The sequence below is a fragment of the Rhizobium sp. NXC24 genome (assembly GCF_002944315.1).
GTDB lineage: Bacteria > Pseudomonadota > Alphaproteobacteria > Rhizobiales > Rhizobiaceae > Rhizobium.
The window spans coordinates 3,388,194-3,401,945 of record NZ_CP024311.1; the positions used below are offsets into that span (position 1 = coordinate 3,388,194).

Genomic DNA, 13,752 nt, shown 5'->3' on the forward strand with positions numbered 1-13,752 from the left:
AATAAGGGGATGGACAATGTCCTTGAAGAAGCACCATTTCCTTCCCCTGATCGCACTCGCGAGCATCTCGCTCGCGGGGGCGACCATCGGCTTGGCAAGCGAACCCGCCGCCAATGCCGTCGCGGCAAATACCCGTGACGACACGGCTTCGCTGAGCGCCGTCGCGCAGCTCGGCCGGAAGCTGTTCTACGATCCCTCACTGTCAGGCGGCGGCCAGATGTCCTGCGCCACCTGCCACGATCCCGCCAATCACTACGCACCGGCCAATGACCGCGCCGTGCAGCTCGGTGGCCCGCATTTCGATCAGCCGGGCATCCGCGCAGTGCCGAGCCTCGCCTATAAGATGTCGACGCCTTCCTTCTCCGTCGGCGCGGAAAGTGCTGCCGACGAGGCGGCCGAGGCAGCCCCAATGACCGAAGCCTCCGGCGTGGCGCTTGCAAACACCCCGGCGACGGTCGCGGGGCCACTGACCGCACAGGCCGTCGTCAAAGCCAATTCGAACGCGCCCGATCTGGTGCCGCAAGGCGGCATGTTCTGGGACGGCCGTGTCGACTCGCTGGAGGAACAAGCGCTGCAGCCGATGATCTCGCCCTTCGAGATGGCCAATGCCGATGCAGCCGCTGTCTATGCCGAGCTGAAACAGGGTTACGGCAAGGACATCGGCGCCCTCTTCGGCAACAATGTCCTCAACGATCAGGATATGACGATCGCCGAAGCCGGTTTTGCGCTCGCCCGCTACCAGATCGAAGAGCCCTCCTTCCATCCCTATTCGAGCAAATACGACTATTATCTGCGCGGCAAGGCGATGTTATCAGACGCCGAAATGCGCGGGCTGAAACTGTTCGATGATCCCAACAAGGGTAACTGCGCCTCTTGCCATCTCGACAAGATGACGGGAGACGGCCAGATGCCGAACTTCACCGATTTCGAATTCGAGGCGCTTGGCGCACCGCGCAATCCGGACATTCCAGCCAATGCCGACGCGCATTATTACGACACCGGCATCTGCGGCCCGCTACGCAACGACACTTATTCCGCCCAGCCGCAGAATTGCGGACTGTTCAAGACACCGACGCTACGCAATGTCGCCAGCCGCCATGTCTTCTTCCACAATGGCGTCTACCGCTCGCTGGAGGACGTCACCCGCTTCTATGTCAAGCGGGACACCAATCCCGACGAGATCTACCCGAAGGACGCCGGCGGGAAGGCACAGAAATACAACGATCTTCCGGCGCAATATCAGGCCAATATCGACGTCATCGACGCGCCGATGAACCGCAAGCTAGGCGATGCGCCGGCTCTGAACGATACGGAAATCGCCGATGTCGTTGCGTTTCTGAAGACGCTGACTGATGGTTACGACCCGGCTAAGGATGGGGTGAAGGCGGCCAAATAGAAACGCCTCCGCCCGAACGGGCGAAGGCGGATTTGAAACCTCAGGCCGCCTTGGCGACCGGCGGCTGGGCCAGCTTGCGGCCGCTGGCGACGATCATGCCGACGGCACTGCCCAGCCAACCATCCTTGAGTTCCAGCGCGAGGAAACGGTCGCGCTGGAATGGGCCAGGCATGACCAGATGGCGCGCCTTTTCGGCGAAGAAGCCGAAACGCTCGTAATAGGGTGCATCGCCGACGAGCAGGACAGCGCCATGGCCGCGCTTCTTGGCTTCGAGGATGGCGGCACGCATCAGCGCCGAGCCGACACCCTTGCCTTCGTGGGCGCCATCGACCGCCAGCGGGCCGAGCAGCAGCGCATCGACCGGGCGGGTCTCACGATCGACGCCAGCTTCGACGTTCCACAGGCGAACGGTGCCGATGACATGGCCGGCGCGATCGCGGGCGACAAGCGCCAGGCCCTCGGCCGGAACGCGGCCACGGCGAAGCTTTTCGGACGACTTCTTGCGGCGATCGGCGCCCATGACGCGATCAAGCAGATTTTCGCGCGCGACGACATCGCCTGCGTTTTCCAGGTCGAGGGTGAAGGTGGACGGCGCAAAGAATGCGCGCACAGAATCAAGAACAGCGGCCATACCGGCCTCCCGTGCCCAATACCGTTATCAGCGGTGGTGACAAACTATTGTGAGGGTGCCGCCCCGGCTGGCTACGGGGGCGGCTTTGTCGGAGTTTAGATCCTTACGGGATCTTAGATGATGTAGGCCTTCAGCGGGTCGAAGCCGTTGAACGCTACAGCCGAGTAGGTCGTCGTATAGGCGCCCGTGCCTTCAATCAGGACCTCGTCGCCGATCGTGAGCGTCACGGGCAGCGGATAGAGGTTCTTCTCGTAGAGCACGTCGGCCGAATCGCAGGTCGGACCGGCAATGATGCAGGCTTCCATCTCGTCGGCGTCGCGCTCGGTGCGGATCGGATAGCGGATCGCCTCGTCCATGGTTTCGGCGAGACCACCGAATTTGCCGATGTCGAGGAAGACCCAGCGAGCGGCATCGTTGTCCGACTTCTTCGAAATCAGGACGACTTCAGCCTTGATCACGCCGGCATTGCCGACCATGCCGCGGCCCGGCTCGATGATGGTGTGCGGGATCTGGTTGCCGAAATGGGCGCGCAGAGCCGCAAAGATCGCCTTGCCGTATGCTTCCGCCGACGGAACGTCACGCAGGTACTTGGTCGGGAAACCGCCGCCCATGTTGACCATCTGCAGGTGAATGCCCTGCTTGGCGAGCGAGACGAAGACGCGCTTGGCATCGGCGAGAGCCGCATCCCAGGCATCGACCTTGGTCATCTGCGAGCCGACGTGGAACGACACGCCGTAGGATGCCAGACCGAGCTGATGGGCATAGACGAGAACGTCGACAGCCATCTGCGGAACGCAGCCGAACTTGCGCGACAGCGGCCATTCGGCGCCTTCACCATCCGTCAGGACGCGGCAGAACACACGAGCGCCGGGAGCGGCACGGGAAATCTTCTCGACTTCCTCGTGGCTATCGACGGCAAAGAGGTTGATGCCGAGTGCATGCGCACGGGCGATATCGCGTTCCTTCTTGATCGTGTTGCCGAAGGAGATGCGGGCAGGGGTCGCACCGGCGTCGAGCGCCATTTCGATTTCAGCGACGGACGCGCAATCGAAGTTGGAGCCGAGGCTTGCCAGCAGGCGCAGCACTTCCGGAGCCGGGTTGGCCTTGACGGCGTAATAGATGGCGCTGTCCGGCATGGCATGACGGAAGGCGTGAAAATTGTCGCGGACGACATCGAGATCAACCACCAGGCAGGGACCGTCCGGACGTCGGGTAGCGAGAAAGTCGCGAATACGTTGCGTGGTCATGTCAATTCCCTTTTCAATTCCAAAAGCTCCGGGAAAAAGACCCAGAGGACAAAGGGCGACGCTCATTCGCTCAGGTACCAGCCGGTGGAGACCCCGGAACCGTGCAAATGCGCGAAGCGCGGATGATGAACGAGTGCCGCAAGCGGCGCTAATTCGCTTTGTCTGCCATGGATTGGAGGGATAATCCCAACCGCACTTCCGGCAATGAAGGTGTGCCTCTTCAGTAACCCCGGCTGATGGAAAGCCGGGAGAGAACAAAAAGGCCCGCACCGTCGTTGCTTCAGATGTCCTCGCATTTTCCGGTTGGCCGGAATAGCGACTGGAGGGGTTAATTCCAGGTACCTTACCGATTTTCTCACCACATCGAGGATCGGCGGACACCCACGGGCACGTGCGACTTTGGGCTGAACCCGAAATAGGAATATTCGCCGACATAATCAAGAATTTTTTTCGCCTATGCCCGAAAAAAATAATTGAACAAATCGGCGCATTTTGTTCAATAACTTGCGACAGTTAACGAGGGCTTCGCCATGGACACTTTGACCCGGATTCGCGCCTTCATCGACGTGGTCGAAGCAGAAGGTTTCTCCGCGGCCGCCAGGAAAACCGGACGCTCCAAGGCGCTGCTCTCCAAATATGTCCGAGAGCTCGAGGATGAGCTTGGCGCGCTTCTGCTCAATCGCACCACCCGGCAATTCTCGATGACCGAGGCCGGCCACACCTATTACCGCACCGCTTCCGACATATTGAAAGAAATCGACAATCTCGCCGATCTCGTGCGCGAGAACAATCAGCAGCTTAAAGGGCGGCTTCGTGTTTCCGTGCCGCGTACCTTTGTCGACGCCGATGTCGGGCAATCGCTGATCGACTTCGCCAGGGAGAACCCCGATCTCGCGCTGGAGATCGCCGCCGAAGATCGATTCGTCGATCTGATCGAGGAAGGCTTCGACGTTGCAGTGCGCGTCACCAAGCTTGAGGATTCCGGCATGATCGCCCGCAAGATCTCGGATTTCCGCGTTCATCTTTGTGCAACCCAGGAATTCCTCGATCGTTATCCGACGCTGGAGCATCCGAGCGATCTTGCGCGTGTGCCTTTCATTATCGACACCAACAATCGCTCACAGGGCAATGTTCGCTTCGTCGATGCCGACAGCTCGACCTTTAATGTCGCGATCAATGGCACGCTCGAAGTCAATAGCCCGCATGCGACGCTGCGCGCGGCTTTGGCAAGCTTGGGCATTGCCGTCGTGCCGGACTTCATCGGCCGCAAGGCGATCGAAAGCGGGCAGTTGCTGACGCTGTTCAACGATTATCTTCCGACCGATCGCGGCATTTATGCTGTCTATCCGCACCGTCGTTATCTCCCGGCCAAGGTGCGCATCTTCGTCGACTACCTCCATAGCTGGTTCCGCAAGCACGGCTGAGCCCTTCAGCTCTGCCAACCGGTCCCAATTCCGTCTCATTTCCTGACCAGAAGTCGAGGTGAATCAATGCTCGCGAAGCACATCGGACGCATGAGAAAATCCACGCCTATCTCTATTGCAGCCCTCGCCGGAGGTCTGATGCTCGCGCCTGTTGCGGCATCGGCGCATCCGCATATCTTCGTGGAAGCGCGGCTGGAAGTGCTGGCGGGCTCCGACGGCGCCGTGCAGGAGCTACGCAATGTCTGGCGCTTCGACGAGGTCTTCTCCTCCTCGGTGCTGATGGATTTCGACAAGAACACCAATCTGAAGCTCGATCCGGACGAGCTCAAGGAAGTCGGCAAAACGGTGCGCGATTCGCTCGCCGACTACGACTACTACACAAACCTGACGCTGAACGGCAAAGCCATCAAGGTGAACAAGCCCGACATCATCAATGTCGACTACAGGGACGGCCAGCTCCTGATGTTCTTTGCCGTCAAGCCGTCCGAACCGATGCCGCTCAAGGGCAACAAGCTGAGCTTCGGCATCTACGATCCTACACTCTATACCTCGATCGATTTCCCCAGCGACAATGAGCTGGTGACAGAGGGCGATGGCTTCAAAGGCTGCACGCAAAAGGTCGTGCGCCCCAATCCGGACGAGGTCATCGCCGAAAACAAGTCGACTTTGACGGATGCCTTCTTCAACGATCCGACGGGAACGACCATGTCGAAGCTCTTCGCAACGCGGTTAGACGTTCAATGCTGACGTTCCGGATAGCGCGGTTGCTTCCGGCTATGGCCCTCGCCTTCCTAGCGATGGCAAGCCTCGCCCACGCCACCGGATCGCCGCTCGGTATCGGCACGGCGGAGCCGAGCTTCCAGCCGGTCGGAGGGCCGCTGGCGCCGATCTTTCTCTATGTGAATTACGAGCAGCAGGCCTTCTATCGGGCGCTCACCAAATCCATCGAGGCCATGCGCCAGGACCCTTGGCAGCTCTGGACGCTGATCGGCCTCTCCTTCGCCTACGGCATCTTCCATGCCGCCGGCCCCGGCCACGGCAAGGCCGTCATCTCCTCCTACATGGTCGCCAACGAGATCGAGCTGAAGCGCGGCATCATCATCTCGTTCATTTCGGCCTTCATCCAGGGCCTCGTCGCCGTCCTCGTCGTCGGTGCCGCTTATTTCGTGCTGCGCGGCTCGGGCATCACCATGACGATGGCCACCAATGCGATGGAGATCACCAGCTTCGTGATGGTGATCATCTTTGGCGGCTGGCTGCTGTTCCGCAAGCTGCGCTCGATGATCCAGGCCCGGCCACAGCGCCAGGAAGTGCAGCTCGCGACATCGGTCGGCCCGATCAGCATGTCGCTATTCGAAGATGCTCCGAACGGCTCCGCTCCCGCCCAAAGGCTATCGCACTTCCGCGCAGCGCCGCAGACGGGCAACCGCTATAATTGTGACGATCCGACGCATGATGCGGGCAATGGCATGGTCTGCGAGACCTGCGGCCATTCGCATCTGCCGGATCCGAAAATGCTGTCGAATGAAAATTTCAGTGTCCGCGAGGCCTGGTCGGCGATCATCACCGTCGGCTTGCGCCCCTGTTCCGGCGCCCTGCTGGTCATGACCTTCTCGATGCTGAACGGGCTCTATCTCGGCGGCTTGCTATCCGTCATCGCCATGTCGGTCGGCACGGCGCTGACCGTGTCGCTGCTCGCCATCATCGCTGTCTTCGCCAAGGGCACCGCCGTGCACTTCACCGGTCGCGGCTCGAGGCTCTCGATGTGGGTCGGCAATGGCATTGAGATTCTTGGCGCGCTGCTGGTCATCTGCACCGGCATCGTTCTGCTCGGCGCATCGCTGCAGACTTGACGCTGCGGACTACCGGCTGTTGCGCCTCTGGTAGCGGGCTCTCAGCCAGAAGACCAGGAAGAACGCAAGGATGACGAGGACGCCGAAGCCGGTGCCGAGCCATGGCGAAACATCGCCGAGCCGGAGGATGATATCCGGCATCAGGTACAGCAGCACCATGGCGGCCAGCAGGATAATGGCGGCGGCGATCGCCGTGGAGCGGGTTTCGCTTTTCTTATCCGTCAAAATGGCCAATCCTCCGCGCACTGCTGCTTACTTTCCGGCGAAGGCTTAGGCCAGCCGCCCGCGAAAGGCAACCGGCCCTTTCCTGGCAACGATCAGACCTTGGCGCTCACGACCGTCGCTTCGATGTGATCGACCAGCGCGTCGGGGAGACCGAGCCGGCCGGCGAGAAGATCGAGATAGCCGCGCTCCGCCCGCGAATCCGGCTCGATCGCCAGGCGCGACGCAGCGTAGACCTGCACGCGCTGCTCTTCCGTTTGCGCCGATGCGACGATGGCGTCGAGATCGACGGGATTGGCAAGCTCGCGCTCGAAAAAGGCTTCCGCTTCAGCACCGACGCCCGCTTCGTGCACCTTGCCGAGAATATGCTGCCGCTCGGCATCGTCGATATGCCCATCGGCGCGAGCCGCGGCGATCATGGCGCGGACCAGCGAAAGTGCAAAATCATTGCTGGCAATCGCCGGCGCAGTGCTGAAGCCGGAATTGGAAGGCGGCGGCAGAAATTGCGGCTCCGCCTGCTGGGCAGGCTGCGGCGCCGGCTGTGGTGCATTGCCGGCCTGATAGTTCTTGTAGGCCTGATAGCCGAGCCCGGCGATGGCGGCGAGACCACCGAGCGTCAGTACGTTGCCGGCAATGTCGCGGCCAGTCTTCGTGCCCAGCAGCACGCCGGCGATGGCGCTGGTCGCCAGCGGATTGTCCCTGGCGAGATTGATGGCCTCGCTCGCCTTGTCTCTCACGCTTCCCTGCATTCCCGGAACTTGCGATCCGAGGAACTGGTCCAGAAGCTTGCGGGCGTCGATCATGTGGATGGTCCTCCGTCCTTTGTGAAGCATGATCCCAGTACGCAGCGGTTTTGGGACGAGATCATGCGCAAACGAAATTGCGAGAGGGAGATAGGAAGGTAGGACCGCAAATACAAATCCGCTGAAAAGCAAAAAGGGCGCGCATGAAGCCATGCACGCCCTTTAATCGACTTTTCAGGAAGGCTCAGCCCTTCAGCGCGGCGGCTTCGGCGGCGAGCTTGGTGATCCCGGCCCAATCGCCGGCCGCGACCAGTTCCTTCGGCGCAACCCAGGAGCCGCCGACACAGATGACGTTCGGCAGCGACAGGTAATCATGGGCGTTCTTCAGCGAAATGCCGCCGGTCGGGCAGAACAGCGTGCCGGCCAGCGGCGAAGACAGTGCCTTCAGATAGGCAGCGCCGCCAGCCTGTTCGGCCGGGAAGAACTTCAGCACCTTGTAGCCTTCCTCACGCAACGCCATGACTTCGCTCGCCGTCGCCGCACCCGGCAGCAGCGGAACGTGGGAGGTGCGGGCCACATCAAGAAGTTCCTGCGTGGTGCCGGGGCTGACGATGAATTTGGAGCCGGCCTCGACGGCAGCTTCCCACTGCGCGACATTCAGGATCGTACCGGCGCCCACTTCGGCGCCTTCGACTTCCTCGGCGACGGCCCGAACGGCATCCAGTGCACCGGCGGTCCGCAGCGTAATCTCGATCGCCTTCAAGCCGCCGGCGACAAGCGCGCGGGCGAGCGGAACGGCCGACTTCGCATCTTCCACGATGAGGACGGGGACGACAGGCTGCAGTTTCAGGATGGAAAGAAGCTTTTCGGTTTTCTCGCCCATGGTCGGCGTGCTCCCTTAAAACGATTGAAATCCGGTTTCCGAATAGCCTTCCCGAGGGTCCTTGTCGAGACAAAAGCTAAGTTTGAATACAACGGGTAGGAAATGCCGATAAGTTACGTTAGTCTATTTAAATGGGATGCGGGCGGAGCATGTCGAGCATATGGCAAAAGAGATCGAGCGAAAGTTTCTGGTCCGTGGCGATCATTGGCGAGACCTCGTTTCCGAGAAACTCACCCTACGGCAGGCCTATGTCGCCTCGATGGACGATCGTTCCGTTCGCGTTCGCCTGACGAACCACACGGTCGCGACCCTGACGATGAAGATCGGCAAGGCGATGATCCGGGATGAATTCGAATATGAAATCCCCGTCGCCGATGCCGAAGAGCTGCTCGGCAATGCCATCGGTCTGGTCATAGAAAAGATCCGCTACAAGGTTCCCTTCAAAGGCTTCGTCTGGGAAGTCGACGTTTTTCGCGGCATGCATCGCGGCCTGGTGATCGCCGAAGTCGAGATGGAAGACGAAAGCGACGATCCGGAATTGCCGGACTGGATTGGCCGCGAGGTGACCGGCGAATACCGCTACTCTAACCAGGCGCTCGCGACGCAATTCGAACAGGAATACGATGAGTTATCGCATTCGGCCTGACCTGCCGCGAAGCATTGGAAGCGCTGAAAGCCGCCTCCTTCGGCAGCGGCCGGCGCCAGACCGCGCGTATCTTTCAAAATAGCTGGCGCAAGACCGGTCGTAAGGCGACGAGGGCACTCTCAGAATGCCATGCCGAAGCTCATACCGACCAGTTTCACGAGCTGCGCAAACGCAGCCAGGATTGCTGGATGCATCATGCGCTGCTGCGCGACATCTGGCCGGCAGCCATGCATGCAAAACAGCTCGAAGCCAAGGCGCTGGTCGATGTGCTCGGCCGCTATCTCGATCTGTCGATACTATCCGAGGTCACCGATCGCGAGCCGCATCTCTTCAACGGCAGCGACGACCGCGCCCGCCTGCTGGAGGCAATCATCTCTCGCCAGCAAAGCGCCCGCCAGGAAGCACTGACCAAAGCACGCTGGATTTTTTTCGGATAAGCCGAAGCGGGAAGCGCGGACGATCAGACGGCTTTGGCTGGAAGCGGGGGATTGAGGAAACCAATTCCGTCCGCCCAGGACAGGCAAGCAATTTCTCGCGCTCGGTAGCGATTGTCGCCGATCGCTCCCAGTCGAAAGCCGTCCGACGCAACAGCGATTACGTCTCATTAACTGTAACGTACTTGTTACTTTTCAGCATCGTGCCAACGTTTCGACTTCATCGAGTTGGGAGGACACGACGATGTTGAGAATTGGAACATTATTTCTCGCCACATTGAGTTTAACCGCCGTTTCATTCGACCGGGCAAGCGCCCAGCAGGTCACAGGCGAACCTGGTTCGCCCAGCGCAACAACGACGATCGACGGAAGATATCTTCCGAACCCGCCCGCGGCATTTGGCGGACAAATTGGCCTCGACGCCAAGAACTCCAAACCTTATTGGCCGCCGCAGATTGTGCCCCCAAGGGCGCGCCGAATATCCTGCTCATCATGACCGATGATGCGGGTTACGGCGTTGCTGGCACTTTCGGCGGCGTCATCCCGACGCCTGCCCTGGATCGCGTTGCGAAAGCGGGCCTGCGCTACACGCAGTTCCATTCGACAGCGCTCTGTTCTCCGACGAGGGCAGCGCTGATTACCGGACGAAACCATCATTCGTCGGGTTTCGGGGTCATTTCCGAGCAGGCAACCGGTTACCCCGGTTACGATTCCGTCATTGGGGTAAACAACGCCACGATCGGTGAAATTCTGAAGCAGAACGGCTTTGCAACGTCTTGGTTCGGCAAGAACCATAACACCCCTGCTTTCCAATACAGCAGTGCCGGGCCGTTCGATCAATGGCCCGTGGGGATGGGCTTCGAATATTTCTACGGCTTCATGGGCGGCGACAGCAACCAATGGACTCCATACTTGTTCCAAAACACGACCCAGATTTTCCCCTGGGTTGGCAAGCCGGACTACAACCTTATCACGGACGAAGCCGACAATGCCATCGACCATATCAAGCAACTGAATGCAGCCGCTCCTGACAAACCGTTCTTCGTCTATTTCGTACCCGGAGCTACCCATGCGCCTCACCATCCGACCCAGGAGTGGATAGACAAGTTCAAAGGCAAGTTCGACATGGGTTGGAACGAAATGCGCGAACAGATTTTCGCCAACCAGAAGCGGCTCGGGGTCATTCCCGCGAATACGCAGCTAACCCCATGGCCTGACGACCTGCCGAAGTGGGACAGCTTAGATGCCGACAGCAAGAAGCTGTTTGCACGACAGGCTGAGGTTTTCGCCGCCTATGTCGCCTATTCCGATCACGAGATCGGAAGAGTGATCCAGGCGGTCGACGACCTGGGCAAGCTCGATAACACGCTTGTCATCTACATCGAAGGCGACAACGGTACGAGTGCCGAAGGCAGCACTCTTGGCACCCCCAACGAATTGATCACCATCGAGGGTATGCAGATTCCGGTCGCGGATCAGATGAAGTTCTACGACGTCTGGGGTTCCGACAAGACGTATCCGCATATGTCGGTGGCCTGGTCCTGGGCCTTTGACACGCCGTTCAAATGGACGAAGCAGGTCGCCTCGCATTTCGGCGGTACGAGGCAGGGCATGGCTATGGCCTGGCCAGCACGGATCAAGGAAGCCGGCGGCATCCGCAGTCAGCTCCACCATGTGATCGACATCGTTCCCACCATTCTCGAGGCGACTGGAATCCAACCTCCTGTCATGGTCAACGGCGTGGCGCAAAAGCCGATCGAAGGTGTCAGCATGGCCTATAGCTGGGACAATGCCCAAGCCCCGTCAGCGCGCACGACGCAGTATTTCGAGATGTTCGGCAACCGCGCGATCTACAATGACGGCTGGATCGCAGCCACGACGCCGCCCGCAGCGCCTTGGCTGATGGGCACGACCAAAATGCCCGACGTCGTCGATGGCTACAAATGGGAATTGTACAACCTCACGGAGGATTTTTCGGAAAACAACGATCTCGCCGCCAAGATGCCGGACAAGCTGCACGAGATGCAGGAATTGTTTCTCATGGAAGCGGCGAAATACAATGTCTTCCCGCTTGATAACTCTATCCTGGAGCGTCTCCTCACCCCGCGGCCGAGTGCCACGGCCGGGCGAAATAACTTCACCTATTCAGGCGTGATATCCGGTATTCCGTCCAGCAACGCTCCGAGCATCGTGAACAAATCGTACACGATCACCGCGGAGGTGGAGATACCGCAGGGTGGTGGTGAAGGCATGCTTGTCACCACGGGTGGACGCTTTGGCGGATACGGTTTCTATCTGCTCAAAGGCAAGCCGGTGTTCCTGTACAATTTTGTCGATATGGAGCGCTTTCGCTGGGAAGGTCATGACGCCTTGGCACCCGGCAAGCACACCCTTGTGTTCGATTTCAAATCCGATGGCCCCGGTTTCGGCAAGGGCGGAACGGGCGTCCTCAAGGTGGATGGTACCGAGGTTGCCAACGAGAAAATTCCACACACAATTCCAGCACTGATGCCGTGGGATGAAACCTTCGATGTGGGGGTCGATACGCGGACAGGCGTAGAGGACAACGACTATCAGGTGCCGTTCCCCTTCAATGGAAATATCGGAAAACTGGAAGTGGCGTTGCAGCCGTAGACAATGCCGGACGGGGGGACATTGATACCGATGTCCCCTCAATCCCGCTGCAGCCGCCTCTCAGAGAAATTTCTCCATCCGGAAATTTTCGAGCGTCTGCCCGCGCTTTTCCACGATTTGCGATGCCAGGACGCGGAAGCCTCGTCGCTCGAAAAACGCTCTGGCGGTAAGGCTCGCTTCCGTAAAAATGCGCCCGAGCCTCTGTTTTCTTGCCTCTGCCTCGACCGTCGTCAGGAGCAGGCTGGCGGCACCCATGCCTTGATAATCGGGATGGACAAACATCATATCCAGGAGCCCATCGGGCACCAGATCCGCAAATCCGATCGACACGTCCCCATATTGAACGATCCAGGCCGGCCTGCTTGACCGTCGTTTCGCCCACGCGTCCCTGTCTTCCACCTTGGCCCAGGCGTCGATTTGAGCTTGGTTGTAGTCCTTCGACGCCACCTCCCGGATTGCTCTCAGGAATATGTCCATGGTCAGATCGGCATCCGCGGGGACATATGGTCTTACCATCAGCATGTTGTCAGACACATCAACCTCATCGCCGCGCAACGATCGTTGCTGCACACAAACGCAGACTAGCACGAGTCGTATAACGGCCACCGTAATGCCATCAGATAAATCCCGATTGCTTGCCGACGCGCAAAATTGTATTTCCGCGGCATGACAGACATCCTTTCCACTCCGCGGCATGAGGCAGGGGGCGCGTTCCTCGTTGCCGCCCTCTATCATTTTGCCTCCTTCCCGCGCTTCGAAGCCCTGCGCGAGCCGCTGCTTGCGCTCTGTGAAGCAAACGGCGTCAAGGGTACGCTGCTGCTCGCCCATGAGGGCATCAACGGCACCATCGCCGGCACCGATGCAGGCATTGGCGCCGTCCTCTCCTTCCTGCGCGCCCAGCCGGAATTTTCGACGCTGGAGCACAAGGAAAGCCGGGCCTCGAAAATGCCCTTCGTCCGCATGAAGGTGAAGCTGAAGAAAGAGATCGTCACCATGGGCGTCGAGAACATCGACCCCACCAAGATCGTCGGCACTTATGTCGCGCCGCAGGACTGGAACGCGCTGATCTCCGACCCCGACACCATCGTCATCGACACACGCAACGACTACGAGACGGCGATCGGCGTGTTCAAGGGCGCGGTCGATCCGAAGACGAAGACATTCCGCGAATTTCCGGAATGGGTGCGCCAGAACGAGGGCCTGCACAACAAGCCGAAGATTGCTATGTATTGCACCGGCGGTATCCGCTGCGAGAAGGCGACCGCCTTCATGAAGGAGCAGGGTTTCGATGAAGTTTACCACCTCAAGGGCGGCATTCTGAAATATCTCGAAGAAGTGCCCGCCGAGGAAAGCCTCTGGGAAGGCGCCTGCTTCGTCTTCGACGAGCGCGTTTCCGTCGAACATGGCCTGAAGGAAGGCAACCACAAGCTCTGCCATGCCTGCCGCAACCCGATCACTGCGGAAGAGGTCACGTCACCCTTCTATGAAGCCGGCGTCTCCTGCAGCCATTGCTATCACGACCGCACTGAGGAAGACCGCAAGCGCTTCCGCGAGCGCCAGCGCCAAGTGATGCTCGCCCGCAAGCGTGGCCAGGAGCATATTGGCGGCTAAAGCGCATCGCGATCTCTGGGATTCGCCC

13 protein-coding genes and 1 pseudogene are annotated in these 13,752 nt (G+C 59.7%); 8 read left to right on the plus strand and 6 right to left on the minus strand.

Annotated features, from left to right (window positions below; all coding sequences use genetic code 11):
• Window positions 1-16 precede the first annotated feature (16 nt).
• Entirely contained in the window at window positions 17-1,396 is a 1,380-nt protein-coding gene (locus NXC24_RS16665; RefSeq protein ID WP_104824308.1) for a cytochrome c peroxidase, read from the plus strand.
• A gap of 40 nt (window positions 1,397-1,436) precedes the next feature.
• Here the strand turns inward: NXC24_RS16665 and NXC24_RS16670 are convergent, their stop codons facing one another.
• Both NXC24_RS16670 and odc2 read right to left on the minus strand, forming a co-directional pair.
• A complete protein-coding gene (locus NXC24_RS16670) occupies window positions 1,437-2,027 on the minus strand; it encodes an N-acetyltransferase (protein WP_104824309.1) in 591 nt (196 codons plus the stop codon).
• Between the two features lie 113 nt (window positions 2,028-2,140).
• Entirely contained in the window at window positions 2,141-3,274 is a 1,134-nt protein-coding gene (odc2, locus tag NXC24_RS16675) for an ornithine/lysine decarboxylase (RefSeq protein ID WP_104824310.1), read from the minus strand.
• A 530-nt stretch (window positions 3,275-3,804) separates the two neighbouring features.
• On the opposite strand from odc2, the gene NXC24_RS16680 reads away from it, so the two are divergent.
• The 3 genes from NXC24_RS16680 to NXC24_RS16690 all read left to right on the plus strand — a co-directional run bounded on the left by NXC24_RS16680 (window position 3,805) and on the right by NXC24_RS16690 (window position 6,551).
• Window positions 3,805-4,698, plus strand: coding sequence for a LysR family transcriptional regulator (locus NXC24_RS16680; protein ID WP_104824311.1), 894 nt, complete (start codon window positions 3,805-3,807; stop codon window positions 4,696-4,698).
• 90 nt (window positions 4,699-4,788) lie between these two features.
• Entirely contained in the window at window positions 4,789-5,445 is a 657-nt protein-coding gene (locus NXC24_RS16685) for a DUF1007 family protein (RefSeq protein WP_199773487.1), read from the plus strand.
• Window positions 5,439-6,551, plus strand: coding sequence for a nickel/cobalt transporter (locus NXC24_RS16690; RefSeq protein WP_104824313.1), 1,113 nt, complete (start codon window positions 5,439-5,441; stop codon window positions 6,549-6,551). The genes NXC24_RS16685 and NXC24_RS16690 overlap by 7 nt, the downstream gene beginning before the upstream one ends.
• A gap of 9 nt (window positions 6,552-6,560) precedes the next feature.
• Here the strand turns inward: NXC24_RS16690 and NXC24_RS16695 are convergent, their stop codons facing one another.
• The 3 genes from NXC24_RS16695 to NXC24_RS16705 all read right to left on the minus strand — a co-directional run bounded on the left by NXC24_RS16695 (window position 6,561) and on the right by NXC24_RS16705 (window position 8,399).
• Window positions 6,561-6,776 carry a hypothetical protein gene (locus NXC24_RS16695; RefSeq protein WP_199773488.1) on the minus strand — a complete coding sequence of 72 codons (216 nt, stop codon included), beginning with the start codon at window positions 6,774-6,776 and terminating at the stop codon, window positions 6,561-6,563.
• A gap of 92 nt (window positions 6,777-6,868) precedes the next feature.
• On the minus strand, window positions 6,869-7,576 hold the full coding sequence (locus NXC24_RS16700) for a tellurite resistance TerB family protein (RefSeq protein ID WP_104824315.1): 708 nt from the start codon (window positions 7,574-7,576) through the stop codon (window positions 6,869-6,871).
• A 184-nt stretch (window positions 7,577-7,760) separates the two neighbouring features.
• On the minus strand, window positions 7,761-8,399 hold the full coding sequence (locus NXC24_RS16705) for a 2-dehydro-3-deoxy-phosphogluconate aldolase (protein ID WP_104824316.1): 639 nt from the start codon (window positions 8,397-8,399) through the stop codon (window positions 7,761-7,763).
• 160 nt (window positions 8,400-8,559) lie between these two features.
• Here NXC24_RS16705 and NXC24_RS16710 point away from each other — a divergent pair, with 160 nt between their 5' ends.
• From NXC24_RS16710 to NXC24_RS16720, 3 genes and pseudogenes are all read left to right on the plus strand, one after another.
• A complete protein-coding gene (locus NXC24_RS16710; RefSeq protein ID WP_104825212.1) occupies window positions 8,560-9,045 on the plus strand; it encodes a CYTH domain-containing protein in 486 nt (161 codons plus the stop codon).
• Between the two features lie 14 nt (window positions 9,046-9,059).
• Window positions 9,060-9,482 carry a CHAD domain-containing protein gene (locus NXC24_RS16715; RefSeq protein WP_245463895.1) on the plus strand — a complete coding sequence of 141 codons (423 nt, stop codon included), beginning with the start codon at window positions 9,060-9,062 and terminating at the stop codon, window positions 9,480-9,482.
• A gap of 241 nt (window positions 9,483-9,723) precedes the next feature.
• Window positions 9,724-12,113: pseudogene (locus tag NXC24_RS16720) on the plus strand (arylsulfatase).
• Between the two features lie 60 nt (window positions 12,114-12,173).
• Here the strand turns inward: NXC24_RS16720 and NXC24_RS16725 are convergent.
• Complete coding sequence (locus NXC24_RS16725; RefSeq protein ID WP_104824317.1) at window positions 12,174-12,635, minus strand: GNAT family N-acetyltransferase; 462 nt, start codon at window positions 12,633-12,635, stop codon at window positions 12,174-12,176.
• Between the two features lie 144 nt (window positions 12,636-12,779).
• Here NXC24_RS16725 and NXC24_RS16730 point away from each other — a divergent pair, with 144 nt between their 5' ends.
• Complete coding sequence (locus NXC24_RS16730) at window positions 12,780-13,724, plus strand: rhodanese-related sulfurtransferase (protein WP_104825213.1); 945 nt, start codon at window positions 12,780-12,782, stop codon at window positions 13,722-13,724.
• Window positions 13,725-13,752 lie beyond the last annotated feature (28 nt).

Coding starts and splice junctions, on each gene's coding strand:
- NXC24_RS16690 (WP_104824313.1), top strand. CDS start 5,439: ATGCTGACGTTCCGGATAGCGCGGTTGCTTCCGGCTATGGCCCTCGCC.
- NXC24_RS16665 (WP_104824308.1), top strand. CDS start 17: ATGTCCTTGAAGAAGCACCATTTCCTTCCCCTGATCGCACTCGCGAGC.
- NXC24_RS16670 (WP_104824309.1), bottom strand. CDS start 2,027: ATGGCCGCTGTTCTTGATTCTGTGCGCGCATTCTTTGCGCCGTCCACC.
- NXC24_RS16680 (WP_104824311.1), top strand. CDS start 3,805: ATGGACACTTTGACCCGGATTCGCGCCTTCATCGACGTGGTCGAAGCA.
- NXC24_RS16705 (WP_104824316.1), bottom strand. CDS start 8,399: ATGGGCGAGAAAACCGAAAAGCTTCTTTCCATCCTGAAACTGCAGCCT.
- NXC24_RS16710 (WP_104825212.1), top strand. CDS start 8,560: ATGGCAAAAGAGATCGAGCGAAAGTTTCTGGTCCGTGGCGATCATTGG.
- NXC24_RS16730 (WP_104825213.1), top strand. CDS start 12,780: ATGACAGACATCCTTTCCACTCCGCGGCATGAGGCAGGGGGCGCGTTC.
- NXC24_RS16725 (WP_104824317.1), bottom strand. CDS start 12,635: ATGCTGATGGTAAGACCATATGTCCCCGCGGATGCCGATCTGACCATG.
- NXC24_RS16685 (WP_199773487.1), top strand. CDS start 4,789: ATGAGAAAATCCACGCCTATCTCTATTGCAGCCCTCGCCGGAGGTCTG.
- NXC24_RS16700 (WP_104824315.1), bottom strand. CDS start 7,576: ATGATCGACGCCCGCAAGCTTCTGGACCAGTTCCTCGGATCGCAAGTT.
- odc2 (WP_104824310.1), bottom strand. CDS start 3,274: ATGACCACGCAACGTATTCGCGACTTTCTCGCTACCCGACGTCCGGAC.